The sequence below is a fragment of the Saccharopolyspora sp. NFXS83 genome, assembly GCF_026241095.1.
GTDB lineage: Bacteria > Actinomycetota > Actinomycetes > Mycobacteriales > Pseudonocardiaceae > Saccharopolyspora_C.
Genome location: NZ_JAPFGB010000019.1, coordinates 44,402 through 58,636, shown reverse-complemented (window position 1 = coordinate 58,636; position 14,235 = coordinate 44,402). Strand labels below are relative to the sequence as shown.

The window sequence follows — 14,235 nt, the reverse complement described above, 5'->3', positions numbered from 1 at the left end:
TGGGCGGTGCAGGCCTCAGCCGAGGCCGGACACGAAACGGCGGAACGCGGCGCGGGAAACGACGAGCGCCGGGCCCTGCGGATCTTTCGAGTCCCGCATCGCGGTCATCGTCCCCGCTACCGCAACCTCCACGCAGTTGTCCTCAACGCTGTGGCTGCTCTTCTTCCACCGCAACGACGCCAAGCTGCTCAAGTCCATGCGCAATCCGCCTCCGCGTCCATCTCCATCGCCAAAGTGGCGATCAGCTTGGTCGATTCTGGCGTATCCAGGGCGCGGGTCAACAGCTTGCGGGCCGCGAGCTCGTACCTGACCACGTCGTCCGGGTCTTCGACGAACAGGCTGCACGTGAGGTTCTCCAGCATCACCACCGCCTGTCCTGAACGTTGGCGCACCATGCAGAACGGGCCTCGCAATCCGGCGTGAGCACCGGAGTTCACCAGCACCCTGATCTCGACGTTCGGGCGACATGCGGCTTCGAGTAGGTACTCCAGCTGGCGCCGCAACACGTCTTGCCCCCCGACGAACCGTCGCAATGCGAACTCGTCGATGATCGCGACGAAGTCAGGCGAGTTGCGGCGCAACAACACCGATTGCCGTCGTAGTCGAGTCAGCATGCACTGTTCGAGGCTGCTTCGAGGTTCCATTCCCGGCTCGGTGAGCAAGGCGCGCGTGTACTCCCCGGTCTGCAACAAGCCGGGAATGACGACGCCCTCGTAGTTCACGATGCGGTCGGCTCGGGACTCCAACGCTGCCAACGTGTCCTGCCTGCTAGGAAGATCCGGCCGGTCACGTTGCCACCAGCCGTGCTCGTCGTGTTCGCGGGCGAGCGCGAGAGCGGTCCTGCGCCGCTGCCCGGTGACCCCGTAGGTCGCCAGTAGGGCCGTGACGACTTCCACCGGTGCTCTGCGCTGACCGTTCTCCAAGCGGCTGAGCTGGCTCGGGGACATGTCGATGCGGCGGGCCGCGGATTGCAGGTTCATCCCGGATTCCGCGCGCAGCACGCGCAGTTGCTCGCCGAGTTCCTGGCCTCGGACGGTGAGAGCGTTCGCCGGCACGGGTGCACCTCCTCATTGGGGAAGCGGCCATGATCGACGTGCGCACTCGCCGAGATCCAGCATCGGAGACGGCGTTTCCGGCTCAACCACACCAAGTACTGACGGCGTGCCCCCTTCGCAACGGCCGCCGGACGAGCCGTTGCGAACCACGCTGCGGTCAACCTCATCGGCCAGAACACCGGAACTCGCCCCGGTGCGACGGATCGTGGGCTAGCTTCGATCGGACCGCAGGCGCGAGTTCGGGGGTCACGCGAGATGAACGGGTTAGCGGTCGATCCGTTGGACGCCGCGCTCGTCCGGCTGCGCGACGGGCGGCGCGTGCTCGGCGCGGGGTTCCTCATCGCACCCGGTGTGGTCGCGACCTGCGCGCACGTCATCGGTGACGCGGAGCCGATCGCGGACTTCCCCCTGCTCGGCAGCCACGGCCACGCCGTCGAAGTGCTGGAGCGCGACGACGAACTCGACGTGGCGATCCTGCGGCTGGCCGAACCGCCGACCGGTGCGCTGCCGGTTCCGGCGCGGATCAACGGCGACGTCCGCGATCACCGGTTCCGCACCTTCGGGTTCCCCGCCGCCGAGTCGGACGGCGTCTGGGTCACCGGCAGGCTCGTCGGCGCCCAAAGCAGGGGCCGCATCCAGATGGCGCAGGACACCGGGCACTGGCAGATCGAACCCGGCTTCAGCGGGGCGCCGGTGTGGGACGAAGAGCTCGCCGGGGTCGTCGGCATGGTCGTGACCACCGCCCGCAACGCCGCGACCGCGCACCTGGTGCCGACCACGGCGCTCGGCGACGCCTGGACCGCGCCGACCCGCAACCCGTACCGGGGACTGCGCTCGTTCCGGCAGGAAGACTCCGAGCTGTTCCGCGGGCGCGACGCCGATATCGAGCGGCTGCGGCAGCTGGTGGACCGCCGGGACCTGGTCGCGGTCGCGGGCCCGTCCGGCAGCGGGAAGTCGTCGCTGGTGCACGCGGGACTGGTGCCCCTGCTCCAACGGGACGGGACGCGGATCGTCGAACTCGGCGCCCACGACGAGATCCCCGAGGCCACCACCGACACGCTGCTGGTCCTCGACCAGTTCGAAGAGGCCGTCGTCGACGACCCCGTGGCGGCGCGGGAGAGGATCACCGAGCTCACCAGGGCGCTGGCCCGGACGGAACCGCTGCGGGCCGTGCTGACGCTGCGGTCCCGCTCCCTCGACGACCTGATCACGCGGGACACCGTCGACGAGCTCAACCGGGCCGTGTGGTTCCTCGAACCGATGTCGCGGCAGCAGCTGGCCGCCGCCATCGAAGAACCCGCCGCGCACGTCGGCGGACTGGCCTTCGAAGCCGGGCTGGCGCAACGCATCCTCGACGACACCAGCGACGAACCCGGGACCCTGCCGCTGGTGTCGCTCGTGCTCGAACAGCTGTGGGAGAACCGCCACGGCGCCTGGCTCACCCACCAGGCCTACGAACACCTCGGCCGCGTCCCCGGCGCGCTCAGCCGCCACGCCGATCGCGCCCTGCCCGAACCCGGCGAACTCGACGGCCCGCAGCAGGCCCGGCAGAAGGACGAACGTCGCCGCAGCGCCCGGCAACTCCTGGTCCACCTCACCCGCCCCGACGGTGAAGGCGGCTACGCCCGCCGCAGCGCGCACCTCGCGGAACTGGGAGCGGACCTGCGGGAGATCGCCGGATACCTCGCGGCCGAGCGGCTTCTGGTCATCGAGGACCAGCGCGTCAACCTCGCCCACCAAGCCCTCATCGACCACTGGCCGCAACTGCGCACTTGGCTGGCCGAGGACGCCGATTTCGTGGCGTGGCAAGCGAAAGTCGACGACCTGGAACGATCCGGGGTGCTGCTGCGCGGGGCGGCGCTGGACGAAGCGTCCAGATGGCTCGGTCAACGCGAGCAGGACGTCCCGGCGCGGTCGGCCTCGTTCATCCGGCGCAGCACCGCCGCCCAGAGCCGGAGCCGACGCCGGTGGATCACCATCACCGCGATCTCGACCACGCTTGCGCTGGTGTCGGCGGCCCTGACCGCCGTGGCGATCAGCAACTCCGCCGAACTCGACCGCACCCTGCGCGCGACGAACTCGACCCTCATCGCCCAGGAGGCGAACCTCGCCACCGACCCCGATCCGGTCACGGCGCTGCAACTCGCCCTCGCCGCCTGGCGGGAAAGTCCCCACAGCCCCGACGCCTACGGAGCGCTGCTGCAACAGCAGGTCGCTTGGAGCGGCGTGGACCGTGTGCTGCCGCCGCAACTGGTCGGCGAAGTGGACGACATCGCGTCCAACGCGGACGGGCACGTCCTCGTCCTCAGCCCCGTGGACCCCGCCGAGCCGACCGTGGTGTGGTGGGATCTGCTCGGTCCGAACCCGACGCGCCGGGAGATCACGAACGTTTCGGAAGGCGAGTTCGAGCTGAGCCCGGATGGACGCTTCTTGGTACTGCCAGGCGACGATGGACTCCAGGTTTGGGATCTCTCCGATCCCGATGGGGAACCGACCCTGCTCGAATCAGATCCATATGGACCGCCCAGGTTCAGCGCGAACAGCCGCTACCTGACGGCCGTGACCCCCCATGAAGGAAATCGAGCCACCACGCCCGTGAAGATGTGGGATCTCGGCACCATGCGCGAACTGCCCATCCCGGTGGAGGCCGACTGGTTCGATATCGACGCGGCGTACCCGTCCGCCGACGGCCGCGCGCTGATCACCCGCGAACGTCGCGGTCTGGAATCGGGGTTCATCACCACGGTCGTGCGTGATCGCGCAACCGGCGCCGACATCAAAACATTCCCACCGTCCGGAACGCTCACCAGCGAGCTGCTCGGCAACGGCACCCACCTCAGCGTGTGCACCGACGACACCGTGACCGTGCACGAATCCTTCACCGGCACGATCACAGGTCGTTTCCCAGCACCGGAATGCAATCTCACACTCGACGAGACCGGGCAGTACCTGACGGACATCAACGGACAGGTGCCCGCCGCGATTCAATGGCGCACCGGACGAGTCCTCGACGTAGCCGAGCTGGATGACGACCTGTTTCGCGGAGGGTTCCCTGTGATCATCGCCGGTCGCGAGGGAACGGGCACCTTCCTCGACGTCGATCACGGTGCCGTGCGGATAGCGACCGCGAAGGCTGCCAGGCACATCGCCCCGCCCGATTCGACGGCGCTGAAAGCTCGCAGCGCCGACGGTCAGCGGTGGATCGCCTACGACAACGGTCACAGCATCCGCTACGACGAACCCGACGAACCCAGCAGTCTCGTTCTGCTCGATGGTGACGCCACGACACTGGGCCGCGTTCCCTTCCCCTTTTCAGAGCCGGAGGCGCTCGCCTTCGACGCTTCGGGCGAACGCGTTCTCGCCGCGACCGGCACCACGATGCGCATCTTCCGCACCGACGGACTCGTCCTGGAGCGGGAAGTGCGGCTTCCGGGGCCCGACGCCCGTAACGACGACCTGAGAACCGGGTACTCCGGTCCGCCGCACCTCCTGATCGATCCGAGCGGTGAGGTGCTGGTGAGCCAGTCCGGCTTGCTGTCGTTCTGGGACGTCCGCCGGGGGGAGCAAACTGCACCGCCGATGATGTTGGAAGAGCCTCCCCCGCCTCCCGATAACCTGCCGGCCGGGCCGAGCATGGTCTTCCGGCCACGGCACCCGGGCCAGGTCGTGGTGGGAACGGAGAATTCGGTGTCGGTGTGGAACTACCGCACCCGCGCCCTGCTGAACGAGTTCCTCTTCCCCGATTCCCAGGTCGGCGCGGAAGCGCCGGTGGTGTCACCGGACGGTGCGACCGTCGCGATCCTCAACGCGTTCGACGGCACGGTCACTCTCATGGACTTGCGCTCGCAACGGGTTCTTCCGCAGGTGAACGGTGATTTTGCGACACTGCTCGGCGTTTCCGCGCAGCATCTGTTCATCCAGAGCAGAACTGAGAGCGGCACTGAGGTGTGGGACTGGCATGCTCGTCGTCGGCTGGCCGCGATCGACTTCGGCGAGGCGATGAGCCCCGCGCTGGTGGACGACGAGCTGGTCGTCGAACAGCCTGGCTACCGCCGCGTGATCCCGCTCGACCCGGCGATGTGGTTCCGGGATCTGTGCCGGGTTTCGGACCGCGACTTCACTGAGCAGGAAGCGGTACTGCTGCCCGCCGGGGCGAGCCGCGACCGCCCCTGCGCTTGACCTCGCAGAGCTCCGGCCCCGCCTTCAGCGCACCCCGACAGCGGCAGGGGCGATCGGCTCACCGCGGGCGACGACCAGGCGCTGCCGGTGCAGGGCGTGGATGTCGGCGCTGGGATCGCCGTCGACGACGAGGAGGTCGGCGTCGAATCCCGCGGCGACCTGCCCGACCTGGTCGAGTCCGAGCGCCGCCGCCGCACCGGCGGTGGCCATGTCGACGACTCGGCCCGGCGTCCAGCCCACCGCCTCCACGTAGTACGACAGCGCCCCGGCGTAGTCGTCGAACACCGACGTCGGCAGGCCCCCGTCGGTGCCGGGCAGGAACTTCACACCGAACTGGTCCATCCATCGGACCCGTTCCAGCGCGGCCTGGAACCGCTGCTCGCCGACGAAGTCGGCGAAGCCGCGCCAGTCCGGCGGGTAGGCGTGGCAGACCGCGATGCCGCGGTCGCTGATCTCGCGGGCGACGTCCTCGCGCAGGTCCGGTCCCGAATTCTCGGCTCCCAGCCACGAGCAGTGCTCGATCGTGGAGACCCCGGCGGCGACGGCGTCCGCGATGGACCCGGTGCCGTGCGCGTGCGCGGCCACGGGCAGGCCCACGGCGGTGGCTTCGGCGACCACGACGCGCAGTTCCTCGGCGCTGAACTGCCCGGCCCACGTCGGAGGGGATTCCGGGGTCGTCTCCCCACCGGAGGCCATCACTTTGATGACGTCGGCTCCGAGCTCGGCGTTGTGGCGGATCTGAGCGCGGATCGCGTCCGCACCGGCGACCTCGCCGCCGAAGAACCAGCAGTGGCCCTTCGGCGGGGTCAGGGGCGCGGCGGAACCGAGGAGGCGGGGGCCGGTGAGCTCGCCGCGGTTGATCGCGTCCCGCACCCGCAGCACGAGGCCGCGACGATCACCCAGGTCGCGCAGCGTGGTGACACCGGCGCGCAGGGCCTGCTGGGACCGGCCGACGACCCCGAGCAGCAGCTCGTCGTCGTCGGCGTCGAAGTAGTTCTGCAGCATCTTGAAGCTGGCGTCCCACACCAGGTGGGCGTGACCGTTGATCAAGCCGGGCAGGATCGTCGCGCCGGGGAAGTCGCGGTGCTCGGCCCCGGCGGCGGCCGGGTGCCGGTCGATCTCGGCGCGGGGTCCGGCGGCGGTGATCGTGCGCCCGTCGACGAGCACGGCGCCTCCGGGGATCCGGTCGCCGTCAGGTCCCGTCAGGACGGTGTCGGCGGTCAGCAGCAGCACGGAAGGTCCTCCCGGTGATCGGAGCGCGAGCGGTGCGCCGCGCCGTCGACGCCCGCGCAACGGGGGCCTCCTCCGCGGCGCGTCGACGTTCGAGTGCTCGCCGCCCCAGCTGATCCGGTGGGCGCCGCCGAGGCTACTCGGCGCGCCCGGTGGTGCGGGCGCATTGCCGGAAACCGCCGCGCACCGCGGAAATCCGCGCGCACCGGGCCCTTCCCGTGCCGCGCCGCCGGACTGGCAAGATCACCGGGTGCGCTTTTACGCCGATCTGCACGTCCACTCGAAGTACTCCCGCGCGTGCAGCAAGGACTGCGACATCGAGCACCTCACCTGGTGGGCGCGGCGCAAGGGCATCTCCGTGGTGGGCACCGGGGACCTGACCCATCCCGCGTGGTTCGCGCATCTCACCGAAGTGCTGGAACCGGCCGAACCCGGGCTGCTGCGGCTGCGGCCGGAGCGGGACCGGGAGATCACCGAGGCGATGCCCGCGAACTGCGGCGGCGACGTGCGGTTCATGCTGTCCTCGGAGATCTCCACGATCTACAAGCGCGGCGACTACACGCGCAAGATCCACCACCTGTGCTACATGCCGGACTTCGCCTCCGCCGAGGAGTTCTCCCTGCGCCTCGGGAAGATCGGCAACCTCGCCTCCGACGGGCGGCCCATCCTCGGCTTGGACTCCCGCGACCTGCTGGAGATCACCTTGGAGTGCGGCGGCTACCTGGTGCCCGCGCACGTGTGGACGCCGTGGTTCGCGGTGCTCGGCTCGAAGGCCGGGTTCAACTCGATCGACGACGCCTACCGCGACCTCGCCGGACACGTCTTCGCGTTGGAAACGGGCCTGTCCAGCGACCCGGAGATGAACTGGCGGGTGTCCGGGCTCGACCGCTACACCCTGGTCAGCCACTCCGACGCGCACTCGCCTCCGATGCTGGGGCGCGAAGCGACGGTGTTCGACACCGACCTCGACTACCACGCGATGAAGCGCGCACTGGAAACCCGCGACGGGTTCGCGGGCACCGTGGAGTTCTTCCCCGAAGAGGGCAAGTACCACCTCGACGGGCACCGCAAGTGCGGTGTGCGGCTGGAACCCGGCGACACCAAGTCCCGAGGCGGGCGCTGCCCGGAGTGCGGGAAGCCGCTGACCGTCGGCGTGCAGCACCGCGTCGACGACCTCGCCGACCGGCCCGGTGGCATCCGGCCCGACGGGGCCACCGGGTTCCGCAACCTCATCCCGCTGCCGGAGATCGTCGGGGAGATCCACGGCGTCGGCCCCAAGAGCAAGAAGGTCTTCGGCGCCGTGTCCGATCTCGTCGCCGCCCACGGCCCGGAACTCGGCATCCTCGACGCTGTGCCGCTCGACGAGCTGCGGCGCAGCGACCCGCGCGTCGCCGAAGCCATCGGACGGCTGCGCGCCGGTGAGGTCGTGCGCGACGCGGGCTACGACGGGGAGTACGGCACCATCCGCGTGTTCCAACCCGCCGAACTCGCCCGGCTGCGCAACGGCGACTCCTACAGCCTGTTCGACGACTCCCTGTTCGCCCCGGCCGCGGAGGAGCCCCGGCACGCCGCCCCCGCCGAACCCGCACAGCACCCGGAACCGGCCGAAACCCCTGCGGCGCCACCGCAAACACCCGCGCGCGGAATTCTCGCCGGGCTCGACCCCGACCAGCGCGCCGCCGCCGAAGTGCCCGGCGGACCGCTGCTCATCGTCGCCGGGCCCGGCACCGGCAAGACCCGCACCGTCACCCACCGGCTCGCGCACCTCGTGCTCGAACGCGACGTGCCCGCCGCCGAATGCCTCGCGATCACCTTCACCCGCCGCGCCGCCGACGAGCTCACCGAACGCCTCCACGCGCTCATCGGCCCGGCCGCCGCCGACATCACCGTCGGCACCTTCCACTCCTTCGGGCTGCAACTGCTGCGCGAACACCACGGCGCCCTCGGGCTCAGCGCCCAGTTCACCGTCGCCGACACCACGCGCAGGCTCGCCGTGCTCACCGAGATCACCGGTGACGACAAGGCCGCCCGCCGGCTGCTGCCGAAGCTGCCCGACGCCGACCCCGACGCGGCCGACCGGTACCGGCGACGGCTGCGGGAACTCGACCTCGTCGACTTCGACGACCTGCTCACCGAACCGGTGCGGCTGCTGGAGAACGACCCCGGCCTCGCCGAGACCTACCGGCGGCGCTACCGGTGGATCACCGTCGACGAGTACCAGGACGTCGACGCCACCCAGTACCGGCTGCTGGGCGCCCTGGCACCGCGGGAGGCGAACCTGACCGCCATCGGCGACCCCGACCAGGCGATCTACTCGTTCCGCGGCGCCGACGTCGGGTTCTTCCTGCGCTTCGAACAGGACTACCCGAGCGCGCCCGTGCACGCGCTGACCCGCAACTACCGCAGCGGGCGCCACATCATCGACACCGCCGTGCGCGCCGTCGCCCCCAGCACCCTGGTGCCCGGCCGCGCCCTGCACGCCGCCTCCGGGCGCGACCCGCACCGCGTCATCCGCCACGAGGCCGCCGACGAACGAGCCGAAGCGGCCTTCGTCGCCCGCGAGATCGACCGGCTGCTCGGCGGGTCGTCGTTCCACTCCCTCGACAGCGGACGCGTCGACGGCGACGGCCCCGGCGGCGTCGGGTTCAACGACATCGCCGTGCTCTACCGCACCGACGCGCAATCCCGGCTGCTGCTCGACGAATTCGCCCGCGCGGGCCTGCCCGTGCAGAAGCGCTCCCACGACCCGCTGTCGGCGCGGCCCGGCGTGGACCTGCTGATCACCGAACTCGCCCACGTCGCCGACCGCTGCGGAACCGCCCTCGACAAGCTGCGCGCCGCCGCGACGACCGTCGTGTTCACCGTCCCCGACGATGCCCAACCCGACGTGCACAACGCTTTGGAACTGCTCACACCCCTGGCGTCGCGCTGCGGAGACGACCTGGAGCGGTTCCGCCGGGAAGTGCTGCTCGGCGCCGAGGTCGACACCCTCGACCCCCGAGCCGAGGCGATCTCGCTGCTGACGCTGCACGCGTCGAAGGGCCTCGAATTCCCCGTGGTGTTCCTCGTCGGCTGCGAAGACGGGCTGCTGCCGTTGACCTGGCCCGGTTCCGACGCCACCGCCGAGGAGATCGCGGAGGAGCGGCGGCTGTTCTTCGTCGGCGTCACCCGCGCCCAAGACCACCTGTGGCTCACCCACGCCACCCGCCGAACCCGCCACGGCCAAGCCCGCGACCGCGCCCCGTCGCCGTTCCTGACCGGCCTCGGCGACGCCGTCACCCGCGCCGACACCCCCAGCCCGCGCAAGGCGCGAGCGACCCAGCTCAGCCTGCTCTGAGGCGAACCTCAGCCGGGCAGCGCGCCGTGTTCGATGCGGTACTGCTCGACCAGCACCTCGAAGTCGTCCGGGGCGCCCCGGCGCAGCACCACTTCGTGCCCGGTCAGTGCCCGGACCTGCTCGGCGATCCGCTCGGCGGCGGGGGCGGGGGCGATGATCGCGGTGATCAGGCATTCCTCGCCGTCCACGGCGCGGACGTGAACGTCCACGGCACCGCGCACGGGCCCGGGTGCTCCGGTTCGGGGCACAGCAGCAGCACGATCGGTTCCCGCCACGCCAACGCCTCCCGCGTCGACGCGCACCCCCGCACCTGAACCTCGTACACGCCCGGCACCATCGGCCGCCCCCTCACGATCACGGTGCGCACCACGTTAAGGAACCGCACCGCCGGGACCATCGGGGTTCCCACCGACCCGTCCCCCGGAAGGCCCGCCGGGGAGCCGAACGTCCGCGTCCACCGCCGGACCTTGCGGGGCCAGGCGCCGCTATCCCTCGAACGCCGCGCCCGCGCCAGGCCGGGTTCGCCGGGCCGAGCGCACGAGCCGGTCGGCGAACGCCGCGACGAGGTCGCGCAGCTCATCCGGCCGGTCGATGACGAACGGCAGGTCCAGCGCCGCGAGCACGCCGGGCAGCCAGTCGAGCCGCTGCGCCCGCAGCTCCACGCGGGACCAGTGCTCGGCGTCCGCGCCGGTCGGCGGTTCCTCCACGAGGGCGATACCGGCGGGCAGCCGGGTGCGGATCTGCTCGGCGGTCCCCTGGACCCGCAGCGTCACCTCGTGCCGGTAGGGGGCGGTGGCGAGGCCCGTCAGGACCCGCTCCGCGGGATCGACACCGGCGGGCCGCTCGAACGAGCCCGGCAGGGCCCTCGCATCGGCGATCCGATCCAGCCGGAACGTCCGCTCTTCGCCGATAGCGGGGTCGGTTCCCGTCACGTACCACCGGCCGGAGTGGGCGACGAGCCCGTGAGGGTGCAGGGTGCGGTCGCTGCGGCGGCCGTCGGCGGCGGTGTAGCGGATCGCGACCGGGTGGTGGTGGCGCACCGCGTCGGCGATCGGCAGCAGCACCGCGGTCTCCGGGACGGGCTGCTCACCGGGAGCCGCGGTGAAGGCGAGGGAACCGAGCACGGCGTCGAGCCTGGACCGGAGGCGTTCGGGCAGCACCCGCCGGATCTTCGCCGCCGCCGTCTCGGAGGCCGCGCCCGCGGCCGTCATCAACCCGGCCCGGCGGCCCGCGACCAGGCCGAGTAGCACCGCGAGCGCCTCGTCCTCGCCGAGCATCAGCGGGGGCATGCGGTAACCGGCGGCGAGCCGGTATCCGCCGTAGCGACCGCGCACCGACTCGACGGGCACGTCGAGGTCGAGCAGGTGCTCGACGTAGCGCCGCACCGTGCGCTCGTCCACGTCGAGCCGGTCGGCGAGTTCGCCGACCGCGCGGGTCCCTCCCGATTGCAGGAGCTCCAGCAGGGCCAGCACGCGAGCGGCAGGTCGGGGCATGCCGGGAATTCTCCCGCGGATACCGGGCGGGTTCTGCCCGGTATCGGTCATAGCGTGCGGTCACCAGCACCGACCTGACAGGGAGCACCCCGTGGACTTCGTCTCGATCCGCATCATCACCGCCGACGTCGCCCGCCTCGTCGACTTCTACGAGCGCGCCACCGCCGTGCGGGCGGACTGGGCCACCGAGGACTTCGCCGAGCTGCGGACCGCCTCGGCCACCGTCGCGATCGGCAGCACCCGCACCGTCGGGTTGTTCGCGCCCGGTTCCGCTTCCCCGGCCGACAACCGCAGCGTCATCATCGAGTTCCGCGTCGACGACGTGGACGAGCTGCACCGGAACCTGACCGGTGCCGTGGCGGACTTCGTCACCGAACCCACCACGATGCCCTGGGGAAACCGCGCGCTGCTGCTGCGCGACCCCGACGGCAACCTCGTCAACTTCTTCACCCCCGTCACCCCGGCCGCCATCGCGAAGTTCGCCCGGTGACGCCCGGCTCGTCACGGTTCGACGAGGGACCTTGAGGCTCGTGCGCCGGTCCATGTCCCGGTACCCGTCGGGCACGCCGCCGAGGCCGGTGGTGGCGTCGAAGACCTTCCCCGGTTCGATCGCACCGTCGAGGATGGCGGGCATCAGCTCCTCGATGTAGGCGCGCACCGGGGCGGGGCCGCCGGCCAAGCGGATGTTGCGGCCGAACAGGCTGCCGAATCCGACGGGCGCGTCCTCGTACTGCGGGACGCCGACGCGGCTGATGACACCGCCGGGGCGCACGACGCCGAGGGCCTGCTCGTAGGCGGGCATGTGCCCGACCGCTTCGAGCACCACGTGCGAGCCGTGCCCGCCAGTGAGATCGCGGACCTTCTCCACGCCCTCGTCGCCACGCTCGGAGACGACGTCGGTGGCGCCGAACTCGCGCCCCAGGTCGGTGCGGTCCCGGTGGCGGCCCATGAGCACGATCTGCTCGGCGCCGAGGCGCTGCGCCGAGAGCACCGACAGGAGGCCGACGGCGCCGTCACCGATCACGGTCACCCGGCTGCCCGGGGCGACACCGCCCATCTTCGCGGCGTGATATCCGGTGCCGTACACGTCGGCGAGGGTCAGCAGCGAGGGCAGGAGCGCCGAGTCGGGCGCGACGGGCAGTTTCACCAGGGTGCCGTCGGCCAGCGGCACCCGCACCGCCTCGGCCTGGCCGCCTTCTTCGGGCATCCCGTCCCAGAAGTTCGCCTCGGGGTGCGAGCAGGACGTGTGCAGGTTCGCGCGGCAGAACTCGCAGGCGTTGTCGGAGATCGCGAACGGAGCAACGACCAGATCGCCCCGGGTGAGGGTGGAGACGTCCGAGCCGACGTCCTCCACGACGCCGATCAGTTCGTGACCCATCCGGACCGGACCGTCGGTCGCGGACATCGAGCGGTACGGGTGCAGGTCGCTGCCGCAGATGCAGGAAGCGGTGACGCGGACCAGGGCGTCGGTCGGGTGCTTGAGCACGGAGTCCGCGACGTTCTCGACCCGGACGTCACCGGCGCCGTACATGAGCGTTGCGCGCATCAGAAGTTCTCCACGGGTTGGTTCGGATGGCTCCGGGTGCGCGGGTTTTCCGACACCCGGGGCCGCCTCCGGCGTAGGTGGACCGGGGCCCGGCGGCGACGTCGGCCGCTCCGGCCCTCACTGTCCTAGGAGGTGGGGGCCGCCGCCCGGCGGTGCTGGACGACGGCGAGGGTGATCGCGGGCAGCAGGGTCAGCGCGGCGATGGCGGCACCGGCCGCGGCGGGCCCGGTGGCGCCGAGAGCGGAGTCCAGGGAGCGGCCCGCGATCCACGAACCGACCGCCGTGCCGAAGTTGAACGCCGACACGCTGAACGCCGACACGCTGAACGCGGACCCCAGCGTGGGCGCCTTGCCCGCGAAGCGGACGGCCAGGGAGATCAGCACCGGGTTGGCGCCGAGCCCGAAGAACCCCAGCAGGGTGATCAGCACGACCGCGGGCAGCGTGAAGCCCGCCAGCAGGCAGATCGCCAGCAGCAGGACCGAACTTCCCGCGGCGGCCACGATCGTCGTCGCGTGCGGCCGGGCCCCGCCGAGACGTCCACCGACCAAAGAGCCGGCCAGCGACCCGACGCCGAAACCGACGAGCACCAGCGGCACGAGCCCGGCGGGCAGACCGGCCCGCCCGGTCAGCAGCGGCGCGATGTAGGAGTACGCCGAGAGCACGCCGCCGGTCGTGGTCGCGCACGCCGCCAGCACCAGCCACAGCCGTCCCGAACGCAGCGCCGTCAGCTCGGAGCGGACCGACACCGCCTGCTGCTGCGCGCCGTCGCGCCCGACGGTGCGGGCGATGAGCCACACCGCCGCCGCGGCCAGCACCGCCAGCGCCCAGAACGGTCCGCGCCAGCCGGCGAGCTGCCCGGCGAACGCGCCCAGCGGGACCCCGATGACGTTGGCGAGCATGCCGCCGGCGCCCACGAGCCCGAGGGCGCGGGAACTCGCGGCGGGACCGGCGGCGCGTGCGGCGACCACGTTGGCGACCGCCCAGAACGCCCCGGTCGCCAACGCCGTCACGAACCGCGCCACCAGCAGCAGCGCGAAGCTGGAGCCGAAGGCGACCACGACGTGCCCGGCCGCGAACAGCCCCAGGGCCAGCATCAACGTCAACCGGGCGGGCATCCGCAGCGTCAGCATCGCCATCAGCGGAGCCCCGACGATCATCCCGACCGCGAACACCGTGATCAGCAGTCCCGCACGGGACACGCCGATCTGCAGCTCGTCCGCGATCTCGGGCAGCAGGCCCGCGACCACGAACTCGGTCGTGAGCATCAGGAACGTGCCCAACGCCAGCACGTGCACGACGAGCGGGAGCCGCTCGCGGCCTTCGACGTGCCCGTCGCCGGGGGCGTCGAGGACACCTCCTCGCATGGTCATGCTTCGCCCTCCACCAGGGTCGTGT

General features: G+C 71.4%; 10 protein-coding genes and 1 pseudogene. 3 read left to right on the top strand and 8 right to left on the bottom strand.

The features are described 5' to 3' along the window. Positions 1-15: 15 nt before the first annotated feature. Together OOZ19_RS20580 and OOZ19_RS20575 are read right to left on the bottom strand one after the other, a co-directional pair. Positions 16-198, bottom strand: a complete 183-nt coding sequence (locus OOZ19_RS20580) for a DUF397 domain-containing protein (protein WP_266091768.1) — start codon at positions 196-198, stop codon at positions 16-18. Continuing rightward, a complete protein-coding gene (locus tag OOZ19_RS20575) occupies positions 189-1,055 on the bottom strand; it encodes a helix-turn-helix domain-containing protein (protein WP_266091767.1) in 867 nt (288 codons plus the stop codon). The genes OOZ19_RS20580 and OOZ19_RS20575 overlap by 10 nt, the downstream gene beginning before the upstream one ends. Before the next feature lie 255 nt (positions 1,056-1,310). Here OOZ19_RS20575 and OOZ19_RS20570 point away from each other — a divergent pair, with 255 nt between their 5' ends. Then, positions 1,311-5,234 (top strand): serine protease, encoded by a 3,924-nt coding sequence (locus OOZ19_RS20570; RefSeq protein ID WP_266091766.1) that lies wholly within the window; start codon positions 1,311-1,313, stop codon positions 5,232-5,234. 24 nt (positions 5,235-5,258) lie between these two features. Here OOZ19_RS20570 and OOZ19_RS20565 read toward each other — a convergent pair whose 3' ends face one another. Continuing rightward, positions 5,259-6,467 (bottom strand): amidohydrolase family protein, encoded by a 1,209-nt coding sequence (locus OOZ19_RS20565; RefSeq protein WP_266091765.1) that lies wholly within the window; start codon positions 6,465-6,467, stop codon positions 5,259-5,261. A gap of 247 nt (positions 6,468-6,714) precedes the next feature. Between OOZ19_RS20565 and OOZ19_RS20560 the strand changes: the two genes are divergently transcribed. After that, complete coding sequence (locus OOZ19_RS20560; RefSeq protein WP_266091764.1) at positions 6,715-9,801, top strand: UvrD-helicase domain-containing protein; 3,087 nt, start codon at positions 6,715-6,717, stop codon at positions 9,799-9,801. A gap of 8 nt (positions 9,802-9,809) precedes the next feature. Here OOZ19_RS20560 and OOZ19_RS20555 read toward each other — a convergent pair whose 3' ends face one another. From OOZ19_RS20555 to OOZ19_RS20545, 3 genes are all read right to left on the bottom strand, one after another. Further along, positions 9,810-10,010, bottom strand: a complete 201-nt coding sequence (locus OOZ19_RS20555; RefSeq protein ID WP_266091763.1) for a hypothetical protein — start codon at positions 10,008-10,010, stop codon at positions 9,810-9,812. Then, complete coding sequence (locus tag OOZ19_RS20550; RefSeq protein ID WP_266091762.1) at positions 9,968-10,126, bottom strand: hypothetical protein; 159 nt, start codon at positions 10,124-10,126, stop codon at positions 9,968-9,970. Before OOZ19_RS20550 ends, OOZ19_RS20555 begins: the two co-directional genes overlap by 43 nt. 160 nt (positions 10,127-10,286) lie before the next feature. Further along, positions 10,287-11,294, bottom strand: a complete 1,008-nt coding sequence (locus OOZ19_RS20545) for a helix-turn-helix transcriptional regulator (RefSeq protein WP_266091761.1) — start codon at positions 11,292-11,294, stop codon at positions 10,287-10,289. 91 nt (positions 11,295-11,385) lie between these two features. Here OOZ19_RS20545 and OOZ19_RS20540 point away from each other — a divergent pair, with 91 nt between their 5' ends. Further along, positions 11,386-11,784 (top strand): VOC family protein, encoded by a 399-nt coding sequence (locus OOZ19_RS20540; RefSeq protein ID WP_266091760.1) that lies wholly within the window; start codon positions 11,386-11,388, stop codon positions 11,782-11,784. A gap of 27 nt (positions 11,785-11,811) precedes the next feature. Here the strand turns inward: OOZ19_RS20540 and OOZ19_RS20535 are convergent. Beyond that, positions 11,812-12,840 (bottom strand): annotated as a pseudogene (locus OOZ19_RS20535) (alcohol dehydrogenase catalytic domain-containing protein); the annotation flags it as partial. Positions 12,841-12,965: 125 nt separating this feature from the next. After that, positions 12,966-14,210, bottom strand: coding sequence for an MFS transporter (locus tag OOZ19_RS20530; protein ID WP_266091759.1), 1,245 nt, complete (start codon positions 14,208-14,210; stop codon positions 12,966-12,968). Positions 14,211-14,235: the final 25 nt, after the last annotated feature.